This window comes from Ktedonobacter sp. SOSP1-52, assembly GCF_016587395.1.
The window spans coordinates 186,038-212,239 of the sequence record NZ_BNJH01000002.1 but is presented as its reverse complement, the minus strand read 5'-3'; the positions used below and the strand labels follow the sequence as shown (position 1 = coordinate 212,239).

Below are 26,202 nucleotides of genomic sequence, written 5' to 3'. Positions count from 1 at the left end.
AGAGCCTCTTTGAAGCGTTTCCAATTCTCGCGTCCCTTCTGGTTCCTTGTCACAGGTTCTTTTATCAACCGCGCCGGGAACTTTGTTCTCCCCTTCTTCGCGCTCTACCTGACTTCGCGCCGATATCTGTCCATGAGCGAGGCCACGTTGATCATCTCGCTGATGGGTCTGGGTTCGCTGGCGGCGGGGGTAGGTGGTGGGATGCTGGCCGATGTTCTCGGTCGTCGGGTCACGATCCTGGTCAGCTTGTTGACATCGGCGGTGCTGATGCTCGCTCTGGGCTTCGCGCAGAACATCTCGTTGATTGTGGTCCTGGCGATCCTCTATAAACAGTTGAGTGATCTCGCGGGACCTGCGATCTCGGCGGCAATTGCTGATATGACGCCGCGCGATAAGCTGGCACAGGCATATAGTCTGCCGTACTGGGCGAACAATCTCGGTTCAGCTATTGGCCCAATTCTCGCGGGCGTGCTCGCTCCGGTCTCCTATCTGCTGCTCTTCGTAGGCGACGCGCTTACCACCTGTTGCTTCGGTGTCCTGATCTGGTTTGGGGTCCCTGAGACGCGCCTCTCGCGCAAGGTCAAGCGTGAGCAGAGCATAGAGCGGCCAGAGTACTTACGCATCACCCTGACTGATCCCTGGCTTTGGAGCTACGCGCTGCTGGGGTTGATCTTCGACATGGTGTATTTCCAGCATTGGACCGCGATGCCGCTTGACATGCAAGCACATGGCCTGGGTCCACTTGTCTATGGGTCGGTTATGGCGATCAACGCCGTCCAGGTGGTCATTATCAGCCTGCCCCTCACTGCATTCTTCAATCGGCATTCGCCGAATACCTCACTGGCGATTTCGGCCCTTTTCCTGGGGATGGGTATGAGCGTGTTTAGCTGGTGGCATTCCTATCCCGGCTATCTCGTGGGCGTCGTGATCTGGACAGTGGGAGAGATCCTGAATTATCCCATTTCGTCCGCCATCATTGCCAGCATCTCGCCGAAGCACCTGCGTGGTACGTATCAAGGCGTCTTTCAGACCATACGCGCCCTGTCAACTGTAATCGCGCCTGCGCTGGGCGGCTTCGTACTTCAATATCTGGGTGCTCCATTCTTCTGGCAATGCTGCCTTGCCGCGGGTCTGCTGATCGCACTCGGCTACGTTGTTCTGGGCAACGCGCGCCGTAGGCGCGCGGCCCGTTAGGCCCTGCGCACCGTCTAGTCGCTTCCTATTGAACTTGTGAGAGGCTGCAAACGCTGAACTGCGGCTTCGAGGAAGGCGCTCCTAAAAGAAAGACAGAAGCTGGTCTGCCGAAAAGAGAGAGGAAGTGCTGGACCATTCTCATGAAAGCCGCCTTGCCAATACAAAGCCGATTTCGGGGAGCCGTGTCTCCCCAGTTTCTACCTTCCCGCTTTCAATCTGCGAGAATCCCGCTTCTTGCAGCAAGTGCGGCTGATCCTGGACGCCACTGTTCCAGGGACCGGTATGAACGAGCCGCCCAGATTGGTCGTGCTCCTCGGGGCGCCTGGTATCGACAACCAGCAGGCGCCCTCCCGGTTTGAGGACGCGAGCAATTTCAGAGAGTCCCTGACGCTTGAGATCGTCAGGTAAGACGTGCATCATGAAGGTACTCAGCACGACATCGAACGATTGGTCAGGGAAGACGAGCTGCTCGATCACCCCGATCTGGAAGTCGATAGGGAGACCTGCTCGCTTCGCTTTGGAACGGGCACGAGCGATCTGCTTGGGCCCTGGATCAATGCCAGCCACGTGGCCCGTTGGACGAATGCACGCGTACGCTTCCAGCGCGAGCGTTCCGGTGCCACACCCCACGTCCAGGACTGCTTCTCCGGCGTGAAACTGGGCGAGATCGACGATCATCTGCTGAAGCACCTGCCACTTACCGTGCAGCATGAGATTGCTCCACCACAGCATCAGATCATAGCGCCAGCCCCAGTTTATGACGTGCCCTCGTGTTACACCTGCCTGTTCCTCGCCCGATTTCCTGTGGTGGTGATGCGCGAACGAATGCATATATCTTGCTCCTTTGAGAGAAATCTTTCCTCGTTTAGAGATCCATTATTTGTGTGTATGCGAAAGGGAACAATCGCCTGTTCTTTTGCTCCTTTCACTCATCAAGGAGAGGCGCGAACCCTACGCACGTCATGATCGTCGGCTATTGCGCCGCTGCTCGCCAGAGCTTCTTATGGTTTCCTGTATTCCACAAGGAAGCAGCGTACTCCTGCGCTCTCCTGATCCTGAAAACGGACTTCTTGAAGGCCAGAGTGAAGGAAGAGATCCAGTTCGGTGTGCGCAAGGGCCCAGGGAGGCCCATCAGTTGGCTCGCCCGACTCGCGGCCATGGCACATGATGAGCAGTGTGCCCGCTTTCGCGACAGCATCGGCGATGACTGCGATGGCTCTGGCGTGCAGATCCGGTGGGAGCGATTGGATGGTAAAGGCATCAAAAACCAGGTCAAAGGCGGATTGCCAGGCCTCGGGAAGCTGGAATAGATCGGCAACCTGATACACGACGGTAGAGGTAGGGAACCGTTGGCGACACCAGTCGATGGCCCGTGGTGCAATGTCGAAAGCGGTCACCTGAAAACCAAGCCGAGCAAACATTTCGGCATGATCTCCAAGACCGCAGCCAACCACCAGTGCTCGCCGGTTCGCAAACGTCTGATGCTGCTCAGAGAGCCAATGGGTCAGGAGAGAGTGGTCGGCACTCTTGGCCCAGGGAACCTTGTTGATATCGTTTTCGGCACTGCTATAGACAGCTTCATACCAGGTCGAAGGATCGGTAAAAGGCTGGCGAATGGCGGGGTTGACTGGCTCAGATCGGTGTTTCATGGTATTCCTATCCATGTTCTTTTCCTTTGTTCCTGTCACAATGACGAGTATCCTCTTATCTGGAGAGAAAAAGCGCCCGGTGAGAGGAGAGCAATAGGGCAGCATAGGAACCGTGCTTTTCTTCTCTCATATGGAGGCAGAAAGTCCTTAAGCCCAAATGGCCTGATGAGCATTGCATCACTCTAGAACTTCATATGCAATAAATATACATGATACATGTAAGAGAAACAAGTACGCAAAATAATCTGACGTAGTATGAAAAATCATACTAATGGAGAGGGGCGCTTGATGAAGCTGCAACAACAGAGAGCAGTGGGCCCGATGGACGTGACGCTCGCGACCATCGAAAAAAATGGAAACCGCTGATTGTGTGGTATTTGCTCAGCGGTACCAAACGGTTCGGGGAATTACGGCGGCTCATTCCTGGGGCGACCCAGCAAATGCTCACGATGCAATTGCGCGAGTTAGATCAGGCTGGGGGCTTCATCGCGAGGTGGTCGACCACTGCTTGACATGCGTTTGAAATACTCGTGTGTATGTCAGCTATTCATTTTGCTCGTTTCTGGGGAGGGCGGGTCTTGCTCTGCGCCTCCCTGTTCCTGCACAAGTTGAGTATAGAGTGCGTGTGTAGTCTTCGTTTTCGGGTGATCATATCCCAAAGCCTGGGAGCGAAGCGTCAGCGTCCGTTCAGCAAGGGAGAGTGCTTCATCCAGGTTGCCTTGCTTCTGCGAGAAGAGGGCCATGTCATGCAATGTTTGTGCCGTCTCTGGATGCTGCTGCCCAAGCTGCTGCTCTCGGATGGAGAGCGCCTGCTGATAGAAGGCTTTCGCTTCTGCAAATTTGCCCTGTTCCGCATAGAGTGTAGCCAGGCTATTAAGTGTTTCAGCGACGTCAGGATGATCAGAGCCAAGAGCCTGTACACGAAAGTTAAGGACCCGTTGATAGAGTGACTCCGCTTCCTCATACTTCCCCTGCTCTTGAGACAGTTCAGCCAGATTATGGAGTCCCTGAGCGAGATCAGGATGATCATGAGGCAGCGTCTGCTCAAAGATGTGCAATGCACGTCGAAAGAACGTTTCTGCTTCTGCAAATTTGCCCTGTTCCGCATAGAGGATAGCAAGGTTATTGAGTGGGTGAGCAATATAGGGGTGATCAGAACTTAGCGTCTGCTCCCAGATATGCAGCGCGCGCTGAAGGAGCGGTTCCGCCTTCGCATACTTGCCCATCTTCCAATAGAGAAGTGCCAGATAATTCAGCGTCGTGGCCACATCAGGATGATCAATACCCAGGGTCTTTCCCCTGATGAGCAATGCACGCTGAAGGAGCGGCTCCGCCTCCGCATACATACCCATCCTCCAATAGAGGACCGCCAGATTATTGAGCACGTGGGCTGTTTCATGGTGATCTGGCCCTAGTATCTGCTCCCGGATATGCAATGCGCGCTGATAATATGGCTTTGCCTCTCCATATTGCCCACGTTCTCGCAAATACTGAGCTGTCTTGTAGGCTAGGGAAGCCAGAGCGAGGGAGTCTTCAGCATCTCCAGCTCGATGTAAACAGAGCAGCACATGCGACACCAATCGATCACACTGCTTCTTCCAGGCAGCATACTCTGTCATCGGTCGCTCTTCGGGAAACACCGCGTCGAGCGCTTCAACAACGCGCGCGGCCCACTCTTTCCGCTCCGCCTCCGTCATGGCATCTAGGAGGACCACCTGCACGAGCCGATGGATGGATAATGCCCGCGCCTCTGGTTGGCGCGACAGCAAGGAGTAGGAACATGCGATGGCAACTACCTGGTTCCAGTCCAGTGGGTCTCCACAGGCGGCCTCCAGCATTGCCCCAAGATGCTTCGCTCCCTGACGGAAGAGTTCATCGGGAATGGCGTCTGGCTGGAGCAGCGCGCAGACTCGCAAAAGATCCCATACCACAGGGTGGCGTTGAGCCGTTGCCGTGATTGCTAGCGTAAACGTGGTGGAAACGGACGCCGGATGATCAAGCGCCCCCTCGCCTCGTTGTTGGAGCAAAATGGCACACCGTGTGCGGAAGAGATCCAGGTAGGCTGGCAGACCACACTGCGTTTCTTCCAGGTAGGCCCCCGCCTGATCAAGTGCCAGGGGCAATCCTCCTGTGGCTTTGACCAGTTCTGCTGCTGCCGCATACTGAAGCGACTTTTGTGTAGAGAGCTGACGCACCTGTTCGCCGGTGGCTTGCGCTTGAACCACTTTAGCGCGACGCAAGAGGAAGAGTGTTCCTTCCTCTTGCTCCATGGGCAACAGGTTTATGCCTTCCGCATGTGTTCCCAGCGTCCGCAAGCGTGTCGTGAACAGGATTGCTCCTTGCCGTACGGGCGGGAGAAAGCGATTCAACATGCCCAGGTCTTCCACATTATCGCAGATCAGCAGCCATCGATCATGGATTGTGAACCAGTGGTGGACTGCTGTGATTACCTGCTGCTGGTCCTTATCGTCTCGTCCAGGTACCTGAAGGGACTCGGCAATACGTAGCAGACCGAAGATGATGCTCTCTGTGGTCTCTGCTCCGATCCAGAAGACCGCCCGGTACTCTTGTGCGTAGCGATAGGCATATTCCAGTGCAATTTGTGTTTTGCCAACTCCGCCAAGCCCCTGGAGGGCATACACCTGAGCGGATGCAACCAACTCATTGGCGGAGAGGAACGTATGGAGCGTCGTGAGGATCTCTTCTCGACCCGTGAAGAAGGGGTTGCGCGGATAAGGAACGTTCCAGAGAGGCTTGCTCGGGCCCTGCGTCTCCTCATCCTCAAAAAGCGCTTCGGGGCGCAGGCCAAAAAAGCGACTGAGTTGGAGTCGGACCGACGCCTGAGGAAGCGCCTGTCCTTGTTCCCAGCGACGTACACTTCTGGCAGAGATAGCCAGAGCCTCCGCCAGAGCTTCTTGTGATAAGTGAAGGCGCAAGCGCTCCTGGCGCAATCGATTCCCGAAGTGCATGGATACGTGTCCATCCTTCTATATAGGCAGCATGGGCTGACAACACTCAAGACTACTACTACAGTATAAGCAAAGGAAATCGGCACGTAAAGCTCCTGGGGCAAAATGTCCAAAAGTGTCCTCCTCTTGTCCTGGTCAAAACCGCCCTTTCCCCGTACACTTGAGATAGTATATGTTCGTCAGTTTCTCTACAGAAAGGCAGGAAGTGAGTATGACGTTGAAGAACAAGGATCTGCGTGATGATCGTGATGCATTCAACGTGGATCTCGATCAAAGCGACGATGGCTTTGAGCTAGACCTGCGGGTCTACGCTCACCAGGCGGTCGAGTGGTTAACGCAACCAGGCAACCCGGTCGTGCCTCTGGTCGTCCTGGGAGTCGCAGTTGGATTGGGGATACACCACCCCGATACACAGTGTTGCTAAGAGCCTGGAAATGAACCAGCCTCCTCTCCCTTCTCTGTATCATCCACAAAACGCTGCGGCCAGAGCGATTTCCAAGCTTCCCTCCTTCTGGAGATCTGGCTGCAGAAATCGAGAGGACACCGCCGCTGAATAAGAGAAAGAGCACGCCATGCAGTCGCGAGGATCACACCATCACAAGCGCCCAGAGCCACTCTTTGAACCTTTGAGTTTCTTCATGCTGCGTGCTCCTCTCTTTCCTCTCGAAGCCTATACGCAACTTCATACAATTGCGGCAGAGACGTCCAGCGGACTCTCTGTGCTCAATCCGCATGTACGGCTGGCTCTCGGCGTGGCAAGCCGCTCGCTCTTCGATGCCATTGAACGCCAGAACCTCAATCCTCGTGCTACCTTACGGCGAGACAAAAAGCTCCTACGCTATCTTATTCGCATGTCTACCCGTCCTACTCCCTACGGACTCTTTGCTGGCGTGGCCCTAGGAGACTGGGGGGCTGCGACGGATCTGTCCATTGCTCATCCCATGGCGCGTCTCCAAGTAGGCCTGGATATGGGGTGGCTAATGCCTCTCATCTGGAGACTAGAGGCGAGCCCACAAGTGCGCCGCCATTTGCGTGTCTTCGCCAATTCTGCTGCCTACTTCCGTAGCGGGAGAGTATTTCTGCATGAGCGAGCGACCGCTGATGCCTCAGACGAGATGCACGAAGTTTCTTTGCGCGCGACACGCGTCGTGAAACATACGCTTGAAGTAGCACGCCATCCTATTACTTACCCCGATCTCACAGCACGTTTACTAGCATCCATCCCAGAGGCGACCGAGGAGAAAGTAGAAGCGCTCCTCACGCTCTTATGGCAACAGACGCTGCTCCTCACCGATCTGCGTCCTCCTCTCACAGGGGATGTTCACCCAGCCTCCTATCTCCAGCGCCGCCTCGCAACTCTTCCCCCAACGACCGCCCTGGCCGAGCAACTGGCAGCCCTTCTTGAGCAGATTCACATCTGGGAAATGGCTCCGCTAGACTTCGACCTTGAGCAGTATCATGCACTGCTTCAACAGATCAAAGACGTTCTCCACACCGCTGAAGCAATGTTCGGTGCCACGGCTCACTCATTCCATAGCTTGCCGCCTCCAAAGGCAGGCATCGAGCGAACACAGAAGATGGAGGGAAATCAGTTCCCCGAACTTCTTCAGGTGAATATGGGGATGGACCTGCGGGGCCATACCCTCTCAAAGCAGATTGGGATCGATGCGGCTCGTATGGCTGAACTCCTGCTGCGTCTCACGCCTTTCCCTCACGGCCCCATTGATTTGGAGAGCTATCGTCAAGCCTTTCGGCAACGCTACCAACAAGACCAGGAGGTGCCACTGGTCGAACTGATTGATCCAAATTTTGGGCTCGGTGCTCCCCCGGCAACGGCTGCTCCACACGAGGAAGAGCAACATTCTGCCAGGCGCAATCAGGCCTTGATTGAGATGGCTCTGCTCGCACTCCACAAGCAGCAACTGGTGGTAGAACTCAATGAAGCAACAATTGAGCGGCTGCAAACCTGGAACCCAACCTTTGACACTGCGCCCTTCTCCCTTGACCTCAACATCTTCGTGGGCGCGGCATCTGCTGCTGATATTGATGCCGGACGCTATCAACTTGTGCTTGGCCCAAATATTGGAGGGAGACAGGGAGGGAGCAATTTTGGTCGCTTTGCGACGCTGCTAGGGCACGAGGGGGTGCAAATTCTTCGTGAGACGGCGACGCGCGTGAGTCAGTTAACCTCAGGAAAACTGCTGGCCGAGATGGTCTATCTTCCAGAGCAGGGCCGTGCAAGCAATGTTGCCATTCGTCCAAACGTCTATTCCCATGAGCTCTGTTATGCAACTTCTCCTGGAACGGCTTTTGAGCGCACGATTCCCCTCGATGAGCTGGTCGTTGGGCTTCGTAACGACACGTTCTTTCTGCGCTGGCCACAGAAGAACGTTGAGGTCCTTCCACGCGTGAGTCATATGCTCACCTCGACGGGTGCGCCGCCTCTTATTCGTCTCCTCACGAGCATTGGTCTTGATGGAACCCCTTTGCTTACGCCTTTCAATTGGGGTGGCGCGGCTACCTTTCCTTTTCTGCCCAGAGTGCAGGTGGATCGCCTGATACTCTCGCTGGCCCGGTGGCGTATCAGTACTGATATGCGTGATCGAGAACTCTCTTCCTCCTCGCTCGAGACGTTTCGAGCGGCACTCACCACCTGGCGTGCTTGCTGGAACGTTCCTCGTTATGTCTATCTGAGCATGATGGATAATCGCCTCTTGCTTGATCTTGAAAGTCTGAAGCAATGCGATGAACTCCGTACAGAACTACAGAGCCTGCCTCCAGACGGTGCCCTCATCTTGCAAGAAGTCTTTCCTGCGCTGGATCAGGCATGGGTCCACGGTCCAGATGGGCACTATATCACCGAGTGCGTGGTTCCCTTAATCAGGCGCGAAAAGCCAAATACCAGCCACAGCACAGCGGCCTCCACCGGCTCTGCTGCGTCAAAAAATCTGATACCACGCGAACAGCGCCTCAAAGCGCCTGGCAGTGAATGGCTGTTTGTGAAGCTCTACGTGGGCCTCAACCTGCAAGAAGACCTGATTGCTGGGCCACTGCGCTCCTTTGCCTATGACGCACTTAAGGAAGATCTTGCTCAGGACTGGTTCTTCATTCGCTATAGCGATCCCGATCCCCATATTCGCCTGCGCTTCTCTGGCGACCCCAGGATATTGAGAGAGAGATTACTACCCCTGGTCTGCCAATGGAGTTCCTCGCTCATGATGAGAGGCACGTGTTTGCATTTTGCTTTCGATACCTATGACCGAGAAATCGAGCGCTATGGTGGTTTGTCAGGCATCGGACTTGCCGAGCGCCTCTTCGGCGCTGATAGCCGCGCCGCCGCAGACCTTGTGGCTCTCCTCAGTCAGGCGCACACGTTAGAACTGGAAAAAGATCTACTGGCCGCTCTTAGTGTTGATGATCTGCTCGCCAGCCTGGGAGTCTCCGGTCCAATGAGGCTGCAGTGGTATCGCCAAAGAGTGAAAGAGAGGAAGCAGGTGGGAAAAACGTACCGGCAAAAACGTGTGTCATTGCGCTCGTTGCTCAATGATCCAGCATCATTTCTGGCGACGCTTGCAGGTGGTCGGGAGGTGCTTCTGGTACTAGGGAAGCGTCGTGAAGAGGTACTTCCTGTTGCTGAACAACTGACCGTCCTCCATGCGCAAGAGGCCCTCTCTCAGTCATTCACATCACTTTATAGTAGCTATGTACATATGCATTGTAATCGGCTCCTCGGCCTCAATCGTCTCGCAGAAGAGGAAGTCATTGGACTCCTCCTGCGTACATATGAAGGTTTAGAGCAGGCTCCAGCCACTCCTTGAACGCTTGCATTTTCGTATCTGGTTGAGGCAGCCAATCTGCGCACCAGGGCAAATTTGTGGAGGCAGATGGACCCATTTGCCCGATGACGAGACGCGCTTTTTTCTCGACCAACACTGGAGTCATCGAGTATCTGCCTATTCGGACGATTTCACCGACCAGGAAGCCATTGCAGCAATTCTGTGCATCACCAGAGGTAATCCGCGCTTAATCGATTATCTCATGATACAGGTGGAACATATTTTAGTCGCTAACGAGTTGCAAGTGGTCATGAAAGAAGCTGTGGAAACTACACGCGAGAATTTCATCATCAGGCTTAAGCATGGAATTTCCATGTTTATCAAACCGGCCTGTAAAACCCTTGGCTTTAGCCATAGGGATAGAAGGGCCGTTCCTTCATGCTGAAAAGCGTCTAGCGAAGGCGCAGCAAGCCTTGTCTCGTAAAAAGCGGGGTTCCAAGAGGCGCAAGAAGGCCGTGCAGCGTGTGGCTCGTCTGCACAGGAGGGTAAGGAATCAGCCCAATGACTACTTGCATCAATGGTCGCGTCGTCTGGTGGAGACCTACGAAACGATTGTCTTTGAGGGCATTGCCCCTACCACTCTCTCTCGAAGAGCCAGACCCAAGCAAGACGAAGAGACAGGCAAGTCTCTCCCGAATGGGGCGAGCGCGAAATCTGGTTTGAACAAATCGATCTTTTTTTACCTCCCTCGACTTTTCAAAAAGCCCTGGGATATCTTCCTACATATATTGACAAAAGTAAATTTTGCATGTTACATTTGTTTACAACGTTGTAAAACGGAGACGATAAACTTGCAAGGAGGCATCCTCAGGCAAAGGAGTTGCACATGCCACGATTATTTGCAATAGCGAAATCGTCGCTATTTAAACGTTTCCCCCGCTATAGCATTGCTCTGCTGATCATGCTGCTGTTGTTTCCGCTTTCTGCCAGTGTCCAGGCCGCTTCCGTAACGCGTAGCGCCCAGGCACAAGCAAATAAGCAGGTAGACAATACCTATAGCAATCCGATCATTGCTCAGACAGCCGCAGACCCAACGATTACCAAGGGACTTGATGGATATTACTATGTTGTTGCGACCTCGGATCTCTGGTCCGATGGTTCGTTCCACATTCTTCCCATCCAGCGCTCAACGGACCTCGTTCACTGGCAATTTGTGGGCGATGCCTTCCCGACTCGGCCCGATTGGGTTGATCCCACTGCTGGCCTCTGGGCGCCTGATATCCAGTATTTTAATCATAAGTACTATATGTACTATACTGTGTCGAATACTAAGGCTTTGCCCAAGTATGGCACGACGGCTGGTCCCAGCTCGATAGGCGTCGCGGTGGCTGATAGCCCAGCTGGGCCATGGCAGGACGCGGGCCCTTCGGCTGGTGGAAGTTTCCAGCACGGGCCGATTGTTCCCCCACGTGCCTGTGTCTTCAATACCGACCCTAACTGCTACTACTGGACTATCGATCCCGCCATCTTTACCGACCACGATGGTCAGCGTTATATGTACTATGGCAGCTTTTTCGGCGGCACCCTGGTCCAGAAATTAGCACCTGACGGGTTGCAAGTGACCGGGTCTTCGTACCAGATTGGACATTGGGACCGCTATGAGGGTACCTATGTGATACGCCATGATGTCAACGGCAAGGCGTATTACTACAACTTCTCTTCCTCGGGCAATTGTTGCAATGGCCCCGAAAGCCCCTATAGCGTCGTAGTTAGCCGCGCCACCTCGCCGTTAGGACCGTTTGTCGATCAGAACGGCTATCCTATGGAGACGCCATCCATACAGCCTGTACCGACTCAGCGCCCTTCTACTGATCCCGCTGGCGTCAACAGTGGAGCGCAGGGTGGTGGCTACCCCACGCTCAAGCAGAATGGTAACAAGTGGCGAGGTATCGGACATAACGCCATGATTACGGACCTCTCCGGGCAGGATTGGATCATCTATCATGGTGTCGATGAGAATGATGGCTGGGTAAAAGGCTCAGGCATTTCATTCCGTCAGTTGTTTATGGATCGCGTGGACTGGACGGCGGATGGCTGGCCGATTGTTAACGATGGCAAGGGGCCATCGCTCACCAATGTTGCTCCAGTTACCACGCCAACCTTTGGTGATAACTTTAATGTGACGAACAGCTCTTTGAATGTGAACTGGAATAGGCTGAGCGGAAACTGGCAGAGCAATGCCGGAGATGCCACTACTGGCGGTTTTGCCACGCAAACAGGGCAGAATGGCCAAGGCTTGCTCGTCAGCCAGATGACGATTCCCCAGGGATACCGTACAGAGCTAGATCTCCGTCTGGAAAAAGCTGGACCTGTCGGGCGCTATGGAGGAGTAGTCTCCTATCGCGAGGAAGGGGACAACAATTCTGCCTTTATTGCGGCCTTCATTGATCCCGTTCACAATACGCTGGTGACCGTTCCCTATCAGAATGGACACCCTATCCAGGGTGAGCAGGCCACGCCGCTGCCTGCCAATTTCGATCCCTCAGACTGGCATCACCTGATCATCGATGATGAAAGCGGCCAGTTAGATCAGGCGCGCTTCCGTTTTACGCTCTCTGACACGCAGCGCGATCCGCTTGCGGTACAGGAGCGAACGCTACCTGCTTCCTTCCGTGTGAATGATGGTAAGGTTGGCTTTATCACTGAGAATGCGCAGGCCGACTTCGACAATATTGCTACCGCACCCTTGAATCATCATGTCGCGCCACCACAGCAAGCGCCACAGGCTGGTACTCTGCTCTCACCGTACTCTGACGAGTTCAACGGAAAACTGGGAGCGCAGTGGTCATGGGCACATGAAGATGCAACCCGGCACTCGTTCGTCAATGGACAACTCTCAATCACTATCAATGGTGATCTTTATCGCAATCAAAACAGTGCAACCAATCTTCTGCTAGAGAATCAGCCTGCCGGTAACTATATGATGGAAACCAAACTCACGTTTGATCCAAATACGAATTACCAGCAAGCAGGCTTGCTCATATATAGTGATGATGATCACTATATTAAAGTTGGCGTGACGCACCATGAATCGTTAAACAAAGTCATCGCTGGGCATGAAACGCTGGACCCCGCTCCAGGCGATCAAAAGACCTGCGATGTACAGCCATCACCCACCAGCAACATTGCAGTCAAGACCTATACCACACAGCAATGTCCGCTGGAAGGCGAGAGTTGGGATTACCTCTCAAATCCCCATCCGACCCAGAATGGTAGTACGGCGACAAAGCCGACTGTAACCACCTGGTTGCGTGTCTATCGTAATGGGAATGCCTATACGCCCTATAGCAGCGTGGATGGCGTTCACTGGATCAGAGGAAATGCATGGGATCTTGACCCGGTATCGTCAGCATACCCCATCAAGATTGGCCTGTTTGGCTTCTCTTCTGGACCTGTCAATACCATTCCCGCATACTTTGATTATGTCCACGTCTATAGTCAACCCTAGTTAGCCCTGACCCCAAATGATATAAACCGGAGAAGTCGGAATGACCAGACTTCTCCGGTTTTGTTGATAAAGGATGGATACGCTTTGCAGTGTACACAGAACCACCTATTGCGTGACGACGTGATATTTCGGCAGCATAGTTAAAGTGGTACTGTCAACTTGCCCAAAGGAGATATGTAGCAGTGTCCTTCTGGCATAGTGGCGGTATGAAAACACAACTATCCACCCCCCCACTAGAAAGGGTATCGATTTCACTCTGAAATGATCAGCCACTGTATCTGGCTCTCTTTCCATTTTTCCCTCAGCTATCGTGACGTTGAGGAGATCATGGCTGAACGAGGAATCGCGCTGATCTACAAAACCATGCGCCAATGGTGTCAGAAGGGGGCAGTCAGATGGCTTTCATCTGTGAAGTGTATTATAGCTGCCGTTGTCGATCCATCTCATGGAGGAGAGAGGTGATCTGCCTTGTCGAGGCACCCTTCGGAGACTACAAGCCGCACAGCCTCTTGGCGGAGATCATTCATGGGGCGACGCTCTCTACTCGTTTGGGCACAGTATCACTCTCCCCACTCTGCCAACTGGCAGATCACCAGCTCTAAGCTTCGTCCCAGGGCTGTCAGCGAATATTCCACCTTCGGGGGGCACCTGCGTATAGATTTGCCGATGTAGGACTTCCGCCTGTCTTAACTCGCGCAATTGCTGGGTGAGCATTTGCTGGGTGGCCCCCGGAGTCAGCCGTCGCAGTTGGCCGAAGCGTTTGGTGCTACTGAGCAAATACCAGACAATGATCGGCTTCCATTTGCCTCCCACAATCGAGAGCGTCACCTCGACCGGGCAGATGATCGTTTCTACCTGCTTCATCCTCGTGCCTCCTGATAGTATGATTTTCCTGACTTTATCAGATTCTTGGGGGTGGGAGGCAAATGGATGTTTTGGATCTGGTATCAGCTGCTCAGTGGACCCAAACGCTTCGGCGAATTGCAGAAGCTTCTTCCCTCGATCAGTCAGCAAGTGCTTACCCTGGAACTACGGGAATTAGAACAGATGGGGGTGCTTCAGCGTCAAGCCTCTGAGTTGAGATTGACAACGAGGGAATACGCGCTCACAAAACTGGGACGAAACTCCGAGCCAATCCTGCGCCAACTCTATGCGTGGGGGCGGTGGATATGCGAGCGGCTTGGCTTGGAGTATGATTGGCCGATGATGAATGAGGCGGAAGTGCGTGCTAGCAGGATATCTTCGCGCATTGGGGAGACGATCCACCCCCAATGCGCGAAGATATCCCCGATTTTCGGGCTCCTAGCGTTCGAGATCGCCAAAACAGATGGTGCCTAAGGGGGCGCATCGTAGGCCGGGTCTCCCAATAGACCCAGAATACTCGTTGGGGCGTCTCCTCCACACAATAGAGCCGCTCATCAGCTTGCAAAAAGGCATGCACCCTCTGCGTATCGACAGGGGTAAAGCGGGCACCCTGTAGGTGCAGCAGTCTATATCCTTGCATGTCGGGATTGGGGCAGACGGAACGCCAGTAGGGCAGGGGGTGACAGCAGTCAGCAAACGCGCGACCACTCCCGCAAGGGCAAATTGCCTCGGCCTTCGTCGGCAGATAGCTGAGGGCGGTGGCTTTCTCTCCCGGATGGTCGGGGCCAGGATCCTTCATGCCTGGTTGCCAATGCGTGATCGTGGTCAGGACGCCTCCATTGGGATCAAGTTGGCGCAGGTCATAGGTCTCAAACGTCTCATTGGTTAGAGTACCTCCCGTAGCCATGCCTCCATTGCTTCTTTGAGTCGTTGGTCTCGCCAGTCATACCAGGTCTGCGTCCACTGCTCTCCTGTTGTGTATAATGTATCTTTAAAGCGTCTAAATACACCTTTCCCATGTAAGGCAGTGGATAATTTCTGAGCGGCGCGTTGATCTTTGGGAGCAACTACCTCATCTACAAAATTGCTCATCCAGTGATATGCTTCAGAGGATGGGATACACTCAATGCGTACATAGTCGTTGCTCCCCTCGATTTCTTCTGCCAGCTGTTCTTGTTCATTCATATCATCACCTTCCGATAAGAAGAGCACTTCTCCAGTCTGGGTATTGAGGTAGTATGTGTTGCCCAGGTTGGAGTCTTCCATCGCCACCTCAAGCATCTCCATATCGATAGGCTTTCCATTAGGAAGGGTCGTCATAGCAGAGAGCTCCTCCTCTTATTTTTTCTTTTTTCGTTGCCCACACTGAATGAATGCCAACTGCGTGTTAATGTGAGAATCACAGGTGGCAACATTTGGGATCGAGTATTCAGCATGTATACTTGTTCTTTTGGGGTGTGCATCGCATCAGCACTAAGAATGTAATTTTTGACCAGGGCTGGATGCAGTAGGGCAGCTATGGCAATCCTGTGCAGCGAATTTGTGCGCTACACTGACGAGAAGAACATGGAACTGATGAAGCAGACAACACTGGAGTGGTCCCACGCCTTTGCTCGTTATACCTGCTTTGCTGACGCGTTCTTAGCAACCTATGCCAGTAATCACATCCACGCAGTCGATGGCGACTGGATAGACGAATTGCGCGAGGTTGCAGAGCAATTATGCATCGAAGCACGTGTCTATGGAGAAAAGGCGTAATAGAATGAAAGGAACTGCTAGATGAGCGAGGACTTGGTGATCGGTATTGACGCCGGGACGGCTAGCATGCGCGCTGGCCTCTTTAATCTGCGAGGTCAGCCGCGCGGCTTTTGCGATCAGAGCTATCCCACGAGGTATCCACAGCCGGGCTGGGCGGAACAGCAGCCGTCCGACTGGTGGAGGGCGCTGGTTCAGGCGGTGCGCGGCTGCCTGGAAATTAGCCAGGCCAGGCCAGAGCAGGTCATCGGCCTGGCGGTCGATGCTCCATGCAATATTCTCTTCACCGATCAGAACGGCGAACCACTGAGCGCGAGCCTGATCTGGATGGATTTGCGTGCCACAGCCCAGGTTCAGATGCTGAGTATGACCGGCGATCCAGTGCTGCGCTATTGCGGCGGCGATGTGCCTGCCGAGTGGCCGGTTCCCAAGGCTCTCTGGCTCAAACAACAGCAATTCAAATCCTGGGAGCAGGCTGCTTACCTGGTCGAACAAATGAGCTGGTTGACCCATCGCTTGACCGGCGTCCTGGCGATTCCGCTGAATAGCGCCGCCGCCAAGTGGCACTATCGCACCGCCGACGACGCGGACTCTCCCACCGGCTGGCCAGAGCGCCTGCTAGTGGAGGTTGGTCTGGAGGATTTGCCTGAAAAAGTTCCCGGTCAACTACTTGCTATGGGCGCGAAGGCCGGCGAGCTGACGCGGCAGGCCGCCGGTGAACTGGGTTTGCCCGCAGGTATTGCTGTGGCTATGAGCGGAATTGACGCGCATGCCGGTATGCTTGGTTTGAATGTGCTGGCGCCGGGTAAGCTGGCGCTGATCACCGGTACTTCAACCTGCCAACTCGCGCAATCTGCTCGGCCAGTCTTCGACAACGGCCTATGGGGCCCATTTCAGGATGCGGTAGTGACTGGAGAATGGACGCTGGAGGCGGGCCAGGCAAGCACCGGGGGTACCGTGCGCTGGTTGCTCGACACTCTGGGCGGCGCTCTACCAGTTGGCGAGGAGCGCTATGCTGCCGCCGATGCCGCCGCATCGGCGATCTCGCCCGGCGCGGAAGGGTTGGTTCTGCTGGACTTCTGGCAGGGCAGCCGCACGCCGATTAAAGATCCGCGTGCCAGGGGAACTATCTGGGGCCTGACGCCCGCTCATGGCCCCGGCCATCTTTTGCGCGCAGTCTACGAGGGCACCGCCTACGGCAATCGCCATATTCTCGATAAACTGAACGAACTGGGAGTAGCAACCCGGCAGATTGTGGCCTGCGGCGGAGGCACACGTAGTTCGCTCTGGTTGCAAGTCCTGGCTGATGTCGCTGGCCTACCGATTACTCTGACTACGGTTCCTGATGCCGTCGCTCTCGGCAGTGCCATCTGCGTGGCGGTTGGCGCGGGCGCGTTCACCGATCTGCGTTCCGCCAGCCAGGCCATGGTCCATCCCGGACAGGCCGTCGAACCCAATCCCGGCGTGCGCGCCATCTATGACGAGGGCTATGCGCGCTACCGCGCAACCTACGCCGCGCTTGCGCCTCTATTTCAGCAGGGATGATAGGATAGCGGCATCGCCCAAAATCAAGGGGCGAATTCGACAGTTATCAAAAATGTATGAAAACGAGGAAAATACTGCGCTAAAGCACTGACACTTACACATAAATCATGAAGGATGGAGAAGAGCGGCGAGATGAACACCCTCCAAGACGTCCATGACCCGCATCCATCCAGAGGATGGTGTCACAAAGAGGACGCTCCCATACATCCTCAATGAACGCGAACACCTGTGCGTGGTGACACGCTTGCGTATCTGGGGCCGATCAAGCGAAAGCTTCGCGCGGGAGTGGGATCGAGGCGGGCGTTACGACTAGTTACCCGAGCTTTCGATACCTGGCCGGTGTCTTGCCGACTTCTCGCTTGAAGGCTTTGTGAAAGGCTACTGCCGATTCATAGCCGAGAAGCTCCGCGATCTTTTCTATCTCGACGTTGTCCTTGAGCAAGCGGGTTGCTCTGCTCATGCGCCAACGAGTGAGATACGTGATAGGGGGCTCACCCACAAGACGGGTAAAGCGAGCGGAGAAGACTGAGCGGGAGAGGGCCACTGCCTCTGCCAGTTCCTCGACCGTCCACCTCTGTTCGGGCGATTGATGAATCAGGCCAAGTGCTGTGTTGATAGACGGATCGCGGAGCGCCGCTACCCATCCGGGCGTCGATGCCGCTTGTTGCTCAACCCAGACCCGGATCATGTGAATGAAGAGCAGTTCGGTTAAGCGCCTGAGCATCACCTGCGTGCCCAGCCGAGGCGTGGTCGCTTCGCGTGCGATCAACTGCACAATCTCGGTGAAGCCCTGCACCGTGCGGCCCTGTTCTGCGGGAATATGAATCACTTGGGGCAAGCTGTGGAGCAAGGGAAAAGCTCCGGGATGCTCCACATGGAACGCGCCACAGAGGACACTCATCTTTGACTCATCGGACGCACCTGCAAAGCCCTGATACTCGCGTTGCTCGTCATAGTCCACATGCAGGACTTGTGTCAGTGGTGAAGTCAGTTCGTCACAGATCGAGTGCGCGTGCCCGAAAGGGAAGAGCAGGACAGCTCCCTCTTCGACTCGCAGAGGCGTAGGGTCCCCTTTGAAAGAGAGATAGCCACTCCCAGAGCCGAGCAAGTGAAGGATCATATCTTGACTGGCCTCAAAGTCATAGCGCCAGGGAGGAGTAAGCTCTCTGCGCGCAGAGATCCACCCTTTCAATTCGAGTACACCCAGCACATCGGTGAGCACATCCATGCCATTCTCCTCTTTTGAGACGATCAGACAACTATTCAAGACAATTTAGCATAGATTGCCTCAGCGTTCAAGGATATACTCTGCCTATCGAGAAGATCACTTGACCCGGCAAGAGTTGCTACCTTTGGGATCTGATCATGAGACTGTGGCTCAGCGCAGAGAAAACAGTGACCTGGTTACTTCTTCAAGAGTAGAGCGTAGCAGGGGAGCATAGTTCACATGAGAGGGCGAATCACAGAGGCACTTCTCTCTTCCTAGACCATGCGAACCCTGCTGGCGAGGAGGATATCATGATTCTTGTTACTGGTGTAAATGGCTTGAGCGGATCTGCCGTGATTCGCGAGTTTGCGCATCGCCATGCCGCCGATTTTCGCGGGGAATCGGGCCACTTCGAAGGAGCGTAGGGAATGGCTCAAAAAGAGGGCTTTTCGGAATTTGACGTAGTTGAGTCGTGAAGTCGGGGCCATAGACGCTTGATGGAGCATCAGGCTGCTGGAACGACCTTGCTTTCTGGATCGAGGCCCGTTTAGGCTGCGCTGCATGGGGTGCTCTGTCAGAGAACCCGGCTCGGTCTGACGCTCGTCTCAAGCGAGAGGAGCGAGGCTCCGGGAGAGAAAGGATAATAAGCCCATACGTGTTTTTTACGAAAGGATACCAGGAGGTTCAAAAGGAGTGTGCTATGAATGAATCAAGTCAGACACGGCGTTTACTGGACAAGAATGTGATCGTCATCGGAGGCAGCAGGGGGCTGGGGCGCAGCATTGTGGCTGCGGTGTACGCTGAGGGCGCGCGGGTGCTTGCCGTTGCGCGAAAGGTCGAGCCGCTCAAGCAACTTGCCGCGGCATTTCCGGGTGTACAAGTCCTCGCGCTGGACGCGACGGAGAAGGGTGCTCCTGCAAAGGTGTTTGAGGCGCTTGCGCCAGATGTCCTCATCATTTGCGCGGATGCTATCCCTCATATGGCACCCCTGGTGGAGCAAACATGGGAGCAGTTTTCCCGCAACTGGAATAGCGATGTGAAGCTGTCCTTGCTCTTCTCTCAGGCCGCCTTGACCTCACCGCTGCCTGCGGGGGTGACCGTGATCCTCATTTCCAGCGGCGCGGCCATGGGGGATTCGCCGCTTTCAGGCGGCTATGCAGGAGCCAAGCGCATGCAGATGTTTCTGGCGAAGTATGCTCAGAAGGAAGCCGATCGCTTGCATCCTGGTTTGTGGTTTCTGGCGCTGGTGCCCGGAGGGATGATGCCTACGACCGAACTGGGAAGAGTGGGGGTCGAAGCCTACGCTTCCTCTCTGGGCATTTCACCAGCCGACTTTATCAAAAACATGAGAGCGGCGCCGACAACAGAGGACGTCGCCCGTGCGGTGGTCGAGTGTGCAAGCGATCCGCAAGAGAGAGCAGGAAAGGCGTTCCTGGTTTCTGGTGCAGAGGTCAAGCTGGTATCGTAGGTCCGCTTCCACCACTTCTCGACTCTTGCTCTTGTTTCTGATATCCCTAAAAAACGCAACTTTGGGGTTGCCTACTGTGGTTTTTTCTGGTATACTCCCTGATACGCAACCTTATGGTTGCATATATAAAAAAAGACTGCGCATTTTGCGTCACCTGAGAGGAGATCCAATGACCCTTTCTGATCGTATTGAACGAACCATGCTTTTGCCTGTCCCACGTGAGCGTGTCTGGGATGCCGTCACGAAACCAGAACAGCTTGCCCGTTGGTTTGGGGTAGTGAGTGATATGGACTTTCGCGTAGGCGGTGCCATCCAATTTACCTGGGAAAATGAACCATGCCCCTATCCTGGCGTGATCGAGGTCATTGAGCCAGAGCAGCGTTTTGCCTTTCGTTGGCCTTCCTATGCTGTTAGCCATCCCAGGATCACGTTTGCCACCGCACCCAGTACGTTGGTGGAAATTACCCTGGAAGAACGGACCGAAGGGACCCTCTTGACGCTGGTCGAGTCGGGGTTTGCTTCCCTGCCTCAGCCTGTCCCAGCAAAGGAAGCCTATCGCGACAACTCTGATGGCTGGCAAGAGTGCCTGAACGGGTTGCATGCCTACCTCCAGAGCCAGGAAGTCGTATAGTCCTGGTCCGAAGGTGCTTACTTGTTGTAGGTGATGCGGAAGAGCATCTCGCGAAGACGGAGAGGAGAAACAGGTAATGAGCGATTCACAGACGCAGCGAGTCTTTCTGGGTCTGGCTGATCCCACGCGTCGTCTCTTGCTTCAACACTTATGCGAAGAAGGCTCAGGGACAGCAGCGAGCTTTGCCACCCGTTTGCCCATCACGCGTCAAGCCATCATCAAGCACCTGGTGGCCTTAGAGCAGGCTGGTCTCGTGACGGCCCGCGAGACGGGTCGGGAGCGGCGGTATGTGCCACGGCCAGAGGGATTGCAGGCCGTCACGACCTGGATTGGGGCTATTGAAGCCCAATGGGATCAGCGTCTTGCTGCTCTGCGGAGCTATCTGCTTGAGGAACCAGGCACATCCTCCGCGCAGGAGCAAGAAACCAATGCCAGAGCGAATACCCAAAAGGAGATGTCGTAATGGAAGATTGCTCAATCAGCTTGTTGCAAGCTTTTCGGGCAGGGAAGAACCCTTGTTTTACAACACACCATTATCACAGGATGACAACATAGAACGATCTCATTTGTACCTGGAAAAGAGCAAGGTCGGAGAAGTTTTTTCTTTCTCTGCCAAGAGAATAGATCTCGTTGCAACTTGCAAGGAGAGAACTATGAGTCATCCCGTATTCAAGAGGGAGAGGAAAGAAGGAGTAAAAATCTTATGAACATCACAGGCAAAACAATGTTGATAACAGGCACCAATCGCGGCCTTGGGAAGGCACTGGTTGAGGAAGCCTTGAGGAGAGGCGCGAAGCAGGTGTATGCCAGTGCGCGTGTACCAATGGAACATTCAGATAAGCGCGTCACGCCTTTGACCCTGGACATAACGAATGCGGCCCAGATTCAGGAAGTTGTCGAGAAGGTCAAATCTCTTGATATCCTCATCAACAATGCCAGTATTGCGCTGTCTGACGACTTGAGCGATCGGACCGCGATCGAACAGCATCTCGCCGTCGTCTTCTTCGGCACATACGACATGACCCAGGCCTTCCTGCCGCTTCTCACTCGTTCTCGGGGAGCCATCGTCAATGTCCTATCCGTGGCAGCCTTGGCAGCCTTGCCGGTCGTTCCGCCCTACTCAATCGCAAAGGCAGCCGCGTTCAACCTGACACAATCGCTACGCGCTTTGTTGGCTGGGCAGGGCGTAAGCGTTCAAGCCGTCCTACCTGGACCCATAGATACCGAGATGTCCCGATCCCTGGACATACCGAAGGCCCCTCCAGAGTCCGTCGCGCGAGCTATCTTCGACGGAGTGGAGAAGGGAGAGGAAGAAATCTTTCCCGACCCCATGTCTGAGTCCTTGGCAGAGAGCTGGCGCAGCGGTGCGGTCAAGGAGCTTGAGCGCCAGAATGCGACCCTCGTAGCTGCAGAGGGGGACAAGTCATGAGCAAATTGCCAGCCCGCCCGGCGAGACGATGAGAGCATTCATCGGACAGCCCTGACACTCTGTATCATTGGTGAGACCGATGAGCGGGCCAGGACTCAGATCTCAGGATGGGCGGGTGACGTTTTCCCTGGAGATAGTGGGTCATATGGCGTGGAGACCATCGGCCAGCGTCTAGCCGCCTATGAGGCCGCTGATAGCCAGGAACTCGTGATCTGTCTCCCTGATGCAACGCATCTGCATAAGGTGCGCCACTTCGCTCGAGTGTTCATCATATAGACTGAACGTATTGAAATACGGTTGTATGCTCGTTATTGCGGTGAGCAGCGTTTTTTCGGTCATCAGAAATGAAAGGTTGATCCAGGGGCATGGTTCAGAACAGGCCCCTGGAGAGCCCGGGGCGTTGTTTCTGAACAGAAGACAGACACGAACAAGAGAAGGCGAGGACATGAAAAACAATTCAGACGACATAAAAAATCATCTCATCGTTTCACACGAGGAATGGCTTTCCGCGCGAAAAGCTCTGCTTGCCAGAGAAAAGGAGCTCACCAGGTTGCGGGATGAATTGAGCCGGCAGCGGCGCGATCTTTCACACCTACTCGTGCCACGCGCGGGGAATCGATATGCTAAACGCTGCTTACAACTATCTCGATCTGGTTCCGAAAGGGCGAGATGAGGAGGGCCTGGAATTCACACAAGCCTGGGTTCGATACCACGACAGATACAAGAGCTGAACACATAGACACTGGTTTGGGAGCTGCCGCGTCCTTATGTTCATACACAAATGACCCCTGATTCCATTTTTAAAGTGCATTAAGGTGCGACAGCGTTCCTTTGAGGAAAGGGAATGTGAGATTGCAACGAGAACGTACTGTTATCCTCACGCTGCTGGCCCTGGTTGTCGCATCGTGGGCGATCCTGATCTGGCAGTCCTGGACAACACAGGGGATGGACGGCGGATTGACCATGGGCATGGAGGCCGCGCCGTTCCTGGCGATCTGGGTCGTGATGATGGCAGCCATGATGGTTCCTTCAGCTCTCCCCGTGATCCTGGCCGTTGCACGAGTCCAGCGTGACACGGGAAGCGAGAGAGCTGCCTTTGCGCCCCTGTGGGTCTTCGTTGGCGCGTACATGCTGGTCTGGACGCTCTTCGGAGGGCTCGCGTATCTCGGCGCTCTCGTCGCATCAGAGCTGGCCCAGCAGGTTCCCTGGATCATGATGAACGCAGCCCGCATCGGTGGTGGCATTCTTGTACTGGCTGGAATCTACCAGATGACATCCCTCAAGCGTGCCTGCCTGGCGAAATGCCGCGCACCTCAGGATTTCATCCTCGGGGAAGGATACTCCGCCTCTTTTCGGATGGGGTTGAAGTATGGCATCTATTGCCTGGCAAGTTACTGGTTGCTCTTCGTCCTTCTTTTTTTCCTGGGGATCATGAACATTGCAGCCATGATGGGGCTTTCGATCCTGATCTTCTGATAGGAAACAGGGAACACCAAAGGAACAGATGAAGGAGGCTTGTGATGAAGAGATTTGAAAACAAAGTGGCGGTGGTGACGGGAGGCAATAGCGGCATCGGGCTTGCCACAGCGAAACGGCTTCACGAAGAAGGAGCTAGACTTGCCATCGTGGGACGCAACACACACACGCTTGAAGAAGCCGCCAGGACAATTGGCGATGAGGTGCTTGCTGTGCAGGTCGATGTGGCGAAGCTCTCGGAGATTGATCGGCTATATCAAACGGTCACGCGGGAACTTGGCCGCATTGACGTGCTGTTCGTCAATGCCGGCGTGGGTAAGTTTGCTGCGCTCATAGACACGTCGGAGAGCTTGTATGACGAACTGTTCGCGATCAATACGAAGGGCGCATACTTCACACTCACGAAAGCGATCCCCTCTCTCAATGACGGGGCTTCGATCATCCTGATCGCTTTGGCTCCCATCACTCCCCCCTGGCGTCGGCCAGGGACGAGTGCCTATAGTGCAGCCAAAGCAGCGTTACGGGCAGTGACACAGACGGCGGCGGTTGAATTGGCTCCACGAGGCATTCGAGTCAACGTGGTCAGCCCAGGTCCAATCCTGACCCCGATTTACCAGCAAGCTGGATTGAGCCCAGAGAAGATGCAGGAACGCCTGGCACGCGCGGCGCGAGGAGCCCCTGGAAGCGTCGGTGCCTCAAGCAGTGACGGGCGGTGAAAGAGAGATCGACCCGGCGCAAGAGATGGAACTGGCTGATTCGGTGGGTCTGGCGCTGCTGGTGGTGCTCGATATGCTTGCTCCCGCCGAGCGCATCGCCTTTGTCCTGCACGACATCTTCGCCGTGCCCTTCGACGAGATCGCGCCTCCACCCATGGTGGCCTGTCAGGTTTTAAGACACGGGGCTTTCATATTGCAAACCCTATGAACACGTACGTGAACGAAGGCTGCACGCTGCTCCCGGCCCTTTCCGGGGTGCGAAATTACCAAAAATTCGCATTCTATTATTTATAGAATATTTGCTCACGTAAATTCCCCCTGGAGAAATGTGGCAGTGCCTGTATGGAACGTCGGTAGTATGTACGTGTAAGAACTCTTTGCCTTCACCTTGCACAATGATGCTATTGTACGGTTTCATGAGCAGTTTCTCGCCTTCGAACCGATTGAAGCGAACCCCTGTCAGAGGACGTGCGTGTTGGCGGAGTGAGATTCCCCGACCTGGGAAGTCTCACTCACCTCCGGCTCAAGCCAGTTCAGCGGCGAGCACTTCGCGAACGCGGCGCCAGGCATCATCTGCTGCAACCTGGCGATAACTCTCTCCTTCTTCGCAAAAGAAGCGATGTGGGGTATCTGCGTAGGTCACCAGTTCATGTCTGACATTGGCCGCTCGCAGTTCCCTGGCAATGGCTTCACGTTGTTTAGCTGAGATGAGGCTATCTTGCTCACCGGCAAGGAACAACAGATAGCCATCATGATCAACTATTCCGGGTGTCAGGGACAGCGTGGGGGTCGGTCTGCTCAGCGGGATATCCTGCGTTGTGAGCCAACCTGGATAAAAGGCCACCGTTACCTTGAGGTCGAATTGGGTCGCGGCAAGGTAGGCAATGTGTCCACCAACGCTGAAACCGACCATACCGATCTTCGAGCTTTTCCCCTCATCGCGCAAGTACGTCATTGCGGCGTGCACATCGCTGATTGCGTGCTGTCGGGTGAACTGATGCAACAATTCAAAGCCGCGAGCTCGACCCTCGGCAGTCGCTTCCAGCTCTATGCCGGGTGAAGAACGGTGATAAAAATCAGGGGAGAGCGCCACATATCCAAGTTGGGCAATCCGATCGACCATAGTTCGGATATAGCCGGTCACTCCAAAAAGTTCAAAGCCGACGATCACCCCAGGATAGCTGCCCGGAGCTTGGGGGCGCGCCATATAGGCGTCCATAGTAGATGAGCTGGACCCCTCATCTACAATGATATCAACATATCCCGTCGTGATGGAATGTGTCTCGGTAGCTTGAGGCATGAAATTTCCCTCTTTCCTCGTTTGTGCTGCTTGCTCTCTTTCCCTTGAAGGGAGGGTCGTCGTTTCCTATTCACTCTGCGTGAGATTCAGAAGCGGGATGAGGTGGAGCGTCACGCTGAGCCAGGAACGCCTTTTTATGTGCGATCTTGTGTTGCAACGCCGTCATGTGCTGCTCCAGCCTCTGCATTTGCTGCTTGAGAGCGTGCTGGTGTTGTTCAAGGATGTGCAGGCGCTCAGTTGCCGTGGCCTCTCCCTGGCGGCGAAGCTCGGCAAAGTGGTGAATCTGCGCGAGAGGCATCCCCGTTTCGCGTAAGTTGATAACCAGGCCAATCCAGTCAATGTCCTTTTGTTTGTAGCGACGATGGCCGCTTGATGCGCGGCTCACCGGCTCAAGCAGTCCAATGCGCTCATAATAGCGCAGGGTATCGATGGAGAGCCCTGTTATGTCCGCAACCTGTTGGATCGAGAATTCTGCTTCCATGCACGAACTATACAACCTGAAGTGCACTCCAGGTCAAGAGGGCATCAGAGAGTTTTTTCTCAATTTTTCAATCATCAGACGAACACATTGGAGGTGTTTGACGATGCGGCAAAGCGTGCCTAGCGGTCTGAGGCGCCTTTCGAATCGGGTGGAGGCGGGCTCGTCTTGACGATCGATGACTATTTTGCCTTTAGCCGCATGATGCTCAACAAAGGCCGGTACGGTCGTGAGCAC

The 26,202-nt window shown here is 54.7% G+C and carries 25 protein-coding genes and 4 pseudogenes; 20 read left to right on the top strand and 9 right to left on the bottom strand.

Going from position 1 to position 26,202, the window contains the following annotated elements; translation table 11 throughout:
• Positions 1-9: 9 nt before the first annotated feature.
• Positions 10-1,194: an MFS transporter gene (locus JMJ16_RS16620; protein ID WP_201383256.1), complete on the top strand. Its 1,185-nt coding sequence runs from the start codon at positions 10-12 to the stop codon at positions 1,192-1,194.
• Positions 1,195-1,332: 138 nt separating this feature from the next.
• Here the strand turns inward: JMJ16_RS16620 and JMJ16_RS16615 are convergent, their stop codons facing one another.
• Both JMJ16_RS16615 and JMJ16_RS16610 read right to left on the bottom strand, forming a co-directional pair.
• Positions 1,333-2,025, bottom strand: coding sequence for a class I SAM-dependent methyltransferase (locus JMJ16_RS16615; protein WP_201383254.1), 693 nt, complete (start codon positions 2,023-2,025; stop codon positions 1,333-1,335).
• Positions 2,026-2,195: 170 nt separating this feature from the next.
• Positions 2,196-2,858, bottom strand: coding sequence for a class I SAM-dependent methyltransferase (locus tag JMJ16_RS16610; RefSeq protein WP_201383252.1), 663 nt, complete (start codon positions 2,856-2,858; stop codon positions 2,196-2,198).
• Positions 2,859-3,211: 353 nt separating this feature from the next.
• Here JMJ16_RS16610 and JMJ16_RS16605 point away from each other — a divergent pair, with 353 nt between their 5' ends.
• Positions 3,212-3,355: a helix-turn-helix domain-containing protein gene (locus tag JMJ16_RS16605; RefSeq protein WP_236601596.1), complete on the top strand. Its 144-nt coding sequence runs from the start codon at positions 3,212-3,214 to the stop codon at positions 3,353-3,355.
• 27 nt (positions 3,356-3,382) lie between these two features.
• Here the strand turns inward: JMJ16_RS16605 and JMJ16_RS16600 are convergent, their stop codons facing one another.
• Complete coding sequence (locus JMJ16_RS16600) at positions 3,383-5,812, bottom strand: helix-turn-helix domain-containing protein (RefSeq protein ID WP_201383250.1); 2,430 nt, start codon at positions 5,810-5,812, stop codon at positions 3,383-3,385.
• A 211-nt stretch (positions 5,813-6,023) separates the two neighbouring features.
• Here JMJ16_RS16600 and JMJ16_RS16595 point away from each other — a divergent pair, with 211 nt between their 5' ends.
• The 5 genes from JMJ16_RS16595 (at position 6,024) to JMJ16_RS16575 (ending at position 13,096) form a co-directional block, all read left to right on the top strand.
• A complete protein-coding gene (locus JMJ16_RS16595; RefSeq protein ID WP_201383248.1) occupies positions 6,024-6,236 on the top strand; it encodes a hypothetical protein in 213 nt (70 codons plus the stop codon).
• A gap of 148 nt (positions 6,237-6,384) precedes the next feature.
• Positions 6,385-9,630: a lantibiotic dehydratase gene (locus tag JMJ16_RS16590; protein ID WP_201383247.1), complete on the top strand. Its 3,246-nt coding sequence runs from the start codon at positions 6,385-6,387 to the stop codon at positions 9,628-9,630.
• 76 nt (positions 9,631-9,706) lie between these two features.
• The gene (locus tag JMJ16_RS16585; protein WP_201383245.1) at positions 9,707-10,033 is read left to right on the top strand and encodes a hypothetical protein; all 327 of its coding nucleotides are present in this window, start codon (positions 9,707-9,709) and stop codon (positions 10,031-10,033) included.
• Positions 9,951-10,496, top strand: coding sequence for a transposase (locus JMJ16_RS54400; RefSeq protein ID WP_236601595.1), 546 nt, complete (start codon positions 9,951-9,953; stop codon positions 10,494-10,496). Before JMJ16_RS16585 ends, JMJ16_RS54400 begins: the two co-directional genes overlap by 83 nt.
• On the top strand, positions 10,475-13,096 hold the full coding sequence (locus JMJ16_RS16575; protein WP_201383243.1) for a family 43 glycosylhydrolase: 2,622 nt from the start codon (positions 10,475-10,477) through the stop codon (positions 13,094-13,096). The genes JMJ16_RS54400 and JMJ16_RS16575 overlap by 22 nt, the downstream gene beginning before the upstream one ends.
• Before the next feature lie 560 nt (positions 13,097-13,656).
• Here JMJ16_RS16575 and JMJ16_RS57140 read toward each other — a convergent pair.
• A pseudogene (locus JMJ16_RS57140) lies at positions 13,657-13,960 on the bottom strand (winged helix-turn-helix transcriptional regulator).
• A 51-nt stretch (positions 13,961-14,011) separates the two neighbouring features.
• Here JMJ16_RS57140 and JMJ16_RS16565 point away from each other — a divergent pair.
• A complete protein-coding gene (locus tag JMJ16_RS16565) occupies positions 14,012-14,434 on the top strand; it encodes a helix-turn-helix domain-containing protein (RefSeq protein WP_255553219.1) in 423 nt (140 codons plus the stop codon).
• Here JMJ16_RS16565 and JMJ16_RS57135 read toward each other — a convergent pair.
• Positions 14,325-14,684 carry an SEC-C metal-binding domain-containing protein gene (locus JMJ16_RS57135; protein ID WP_374229071.1) on the bottom strand — a complete coding sequence of 120 codons (360 nt, stop codon included), beginning with the start codon at positions 14,682-14,684 and terminating at the stop codon, positions 14,325-14,327. The genes JMJ16_RS16565 and JMJ16_RS57135 overlap by 110 nt on opposite strands.
• Between JMJ16_RS57135 and JMJ16_RS54390 the strand changes: the two genes are divergently transcribed.
• Positions 14,577-14,849 carry a hypothetical protein gene (locus tag JMJ16_RS54390; protein WP_236601594.1) on the top strand — a complete coding sequence of 91 codons (273 nt, stop codon included), beginning with the start codon at positions 14,577-14,579 and terminating at the stop codon, positions 14,847-14,849. The genes JMJ16_RS57135 and JMJ16_RS54390 overlap by 108 nt on opposite strands.
• On the opposite strand, the gene JMJ16_RS16555 is transcribed toward JMJ16_RS54390, so the two are convergent.
• A complete protein-coding gene (locus JMJ16_RS16555) occupies positions 14,846-15,280 on the bottom strand; it encodes a UPF0158 family protein (RefSeq protein ID WP_201383237.1) in 435 nt (144 codons plus the stop codon). The two genes, JMJ16_RS54390 and JMJ16_RS16555, sit on opposite strands and share 4 nt — an antisense overlap.
• Before the next feature lie 198 nt (positions 15,281-15,478).
• Between JMJ16_RS16555 and JMJ16_RS16550 the strand changes: the two genes are divergently transcribed.
• On the top strand, positions 15,479-15,718 hold the full coding sequence (locus JMJ16_RS16550; protein ID WP_201383235.1) for a hypothetical protein: 240 nt from the start codon (positions 15,479-15,481) through the stop codon (positions 15,716-15,718).
• Positions 15,719-15,739: 21 nt separating this feature from the next.
• A complete protein-coding gene (locus JMJ16_RS16545; protein ID WP_201383233.1) occupies positions 15,740-17,260 on the top strand; it encodes a ribulokinase in 1,521 nt (506 codons plus the stop codon).
• 313 nt (positions 17,261-17,573) lie between these two features.
• Here JMJ16_RS16545 and JMJ16_RS16540 read toward each other — a convergent pair whose 3' ends face one another.
• Positions 17,574-18,488 (bottom strand): AraC family transcriptional regulator, encoded by a 915-nt coding sequence (locus JMJ16_RS16540; RefSeq protein WP_201383231.1) that lies wholly within the window; start codon positions 18,486-18,488, stop codon positions 17,574-17,576.
• Between the two features lie 679 nt (positions 18,489-19,167).
• Between JMJ16_RS16540 and JMJ16_RS16535 the strand changes: the two genes are divergently transcribed.
• The 9 genes and pseudogenes from JMJ16_RS16535 to JMJ16_RS56415 all read left to right on the top strand — a co-directional run.
• Positions 19,168-19,935, top strand: coding sequence for an SDR family oxidoreductase (locus JMJ16_RS16535; RefSeq protein ID WP_201383229.1), 768 nt, complete (start codon positions 19,168-19,170; stop codon positions 19,933-19,935).
• Positions 19,936-20,104: 169 nt separating this feature from the next.
• Positions 20,105-20,566 carry an SRPBCC family protein gene (locus tag JMJ16_RS16530; protein WP_201383227.1) on the top strand — a complete coding sequence of 154 codons (462 nt, stop codon included), beginning with the start codon at positions 20,105-20,107 and terminating at the stop codon, positions 20,564-20,566.
• 76 nt (positions 20,567-20,642) lie between these two features.
• Positions 20,643-21,029 (top strand): helix-turn-helix transcriptional regulator, encoded by a 387-nt coding sequence (locus JMJ16_RS16525; protein ID WP_201383225.1) that lies wholly within the window; start codon positions 20,643-20,645, stop codon positions 21,027-21,029.
• 240 nt (positions 21,030-21,269) lie between these two features.
• A complete protein-coding gene (locus tag JMJ16_RS16520) occupies positions 21,270-21,995 on the top strand; it encodes an SDR family NAD(P)-dependent oxidoreductase (RefSeq protein WP_201383223.1) in 726 nt (241 codons plus the stop codon).
• Positions 21,996-22,218: 223 nt separating this feature from the next.
• A pseudogene (locus JMJ16_RS57130) lies at positions 22,219-22,530 on the top strand (hypothetical protein); the annotation flags it as partial.
• A gap of 37 nt (positions 22,531-22,567) precedes the next feature.
• A pseudogene (locus tag JMJ16_RS57125) lies at positions 22,568-22,726 on the top strand (DUF899 family protein); the annotation flags it as partial.
• A 115-nt stretch (positions 22,727-22,841) separates the two neighbouring features.
• The gene (locus JMJ16_RS16510; RefSeq protein WP_201383221.1) at positions 22,842-23,471 is read left to right on the top strand and encodes a DUF2182 domain-containing protein; all 630 of its coding nucleotides are present in this window, start codon (positions 22,842-22,844) and stop codon (positions 23,469-23,471) included.
• Between the two features lie 44 nt (positions 23,472-23,515).
• Positions 23,516-24,187: an SDR family NAD(P)-dependent oxidoreductase gene (locus JMJ16_RS16505; RefSeq protein WP_201383219.1), complete on the top strand. Its 672-nt coding sequence runs from the start codon at positions 23,516-23,518 to the stop codon at positions 24,185-24,187.
• A pseudogene (locus JMJ16_RS56415) lies at positions 24,132-24,335 on the top strand (RNA polymerase subunit sigma-70); the annotation flags it as partial. The gene JMJ16_RS16505 and the pseudogene JMJ16_RS56415, both read left to right, overlap by 56 nt.
• 375 nt (positions 24,336-24,710) lie before the next feature.
• Here the strand turns inward: JMJ16_RS56415 and JMJ16_RS16495 are convergent.
• Together JMJ16_RS16495 and JMJ16_RS16490 are read right to left on the bottom strand one after the other, a co-directional pair.
• Positions 24,711-25,487: a dienelactone hydrolase family protein gene (locus JMJ16_RS16495; protein WP_201383217.1), complete on the bottom strand. Its 777-nt coding sequence runs from the start codon at positions 25,485-25,487 to the stop codon at positions 24,711-24,713.
• Between the two features lie 70 nt (positions 25,488-25,557).
• The gene (locus JMJ16_RS16490) at positions 25,558-25,968 is read right to left on the bottom strand and encodes a MerR family transcriptional regulator (protein WP_201383215.1); all 411 of its coding nucleotides are present in this window, start codon (positions 25,966-25,968) and stop codon (positions 25,558-25,560) included.
• Between the last annotated feature and the right edge of the window lie 234 nt (positions 25,969-26,202).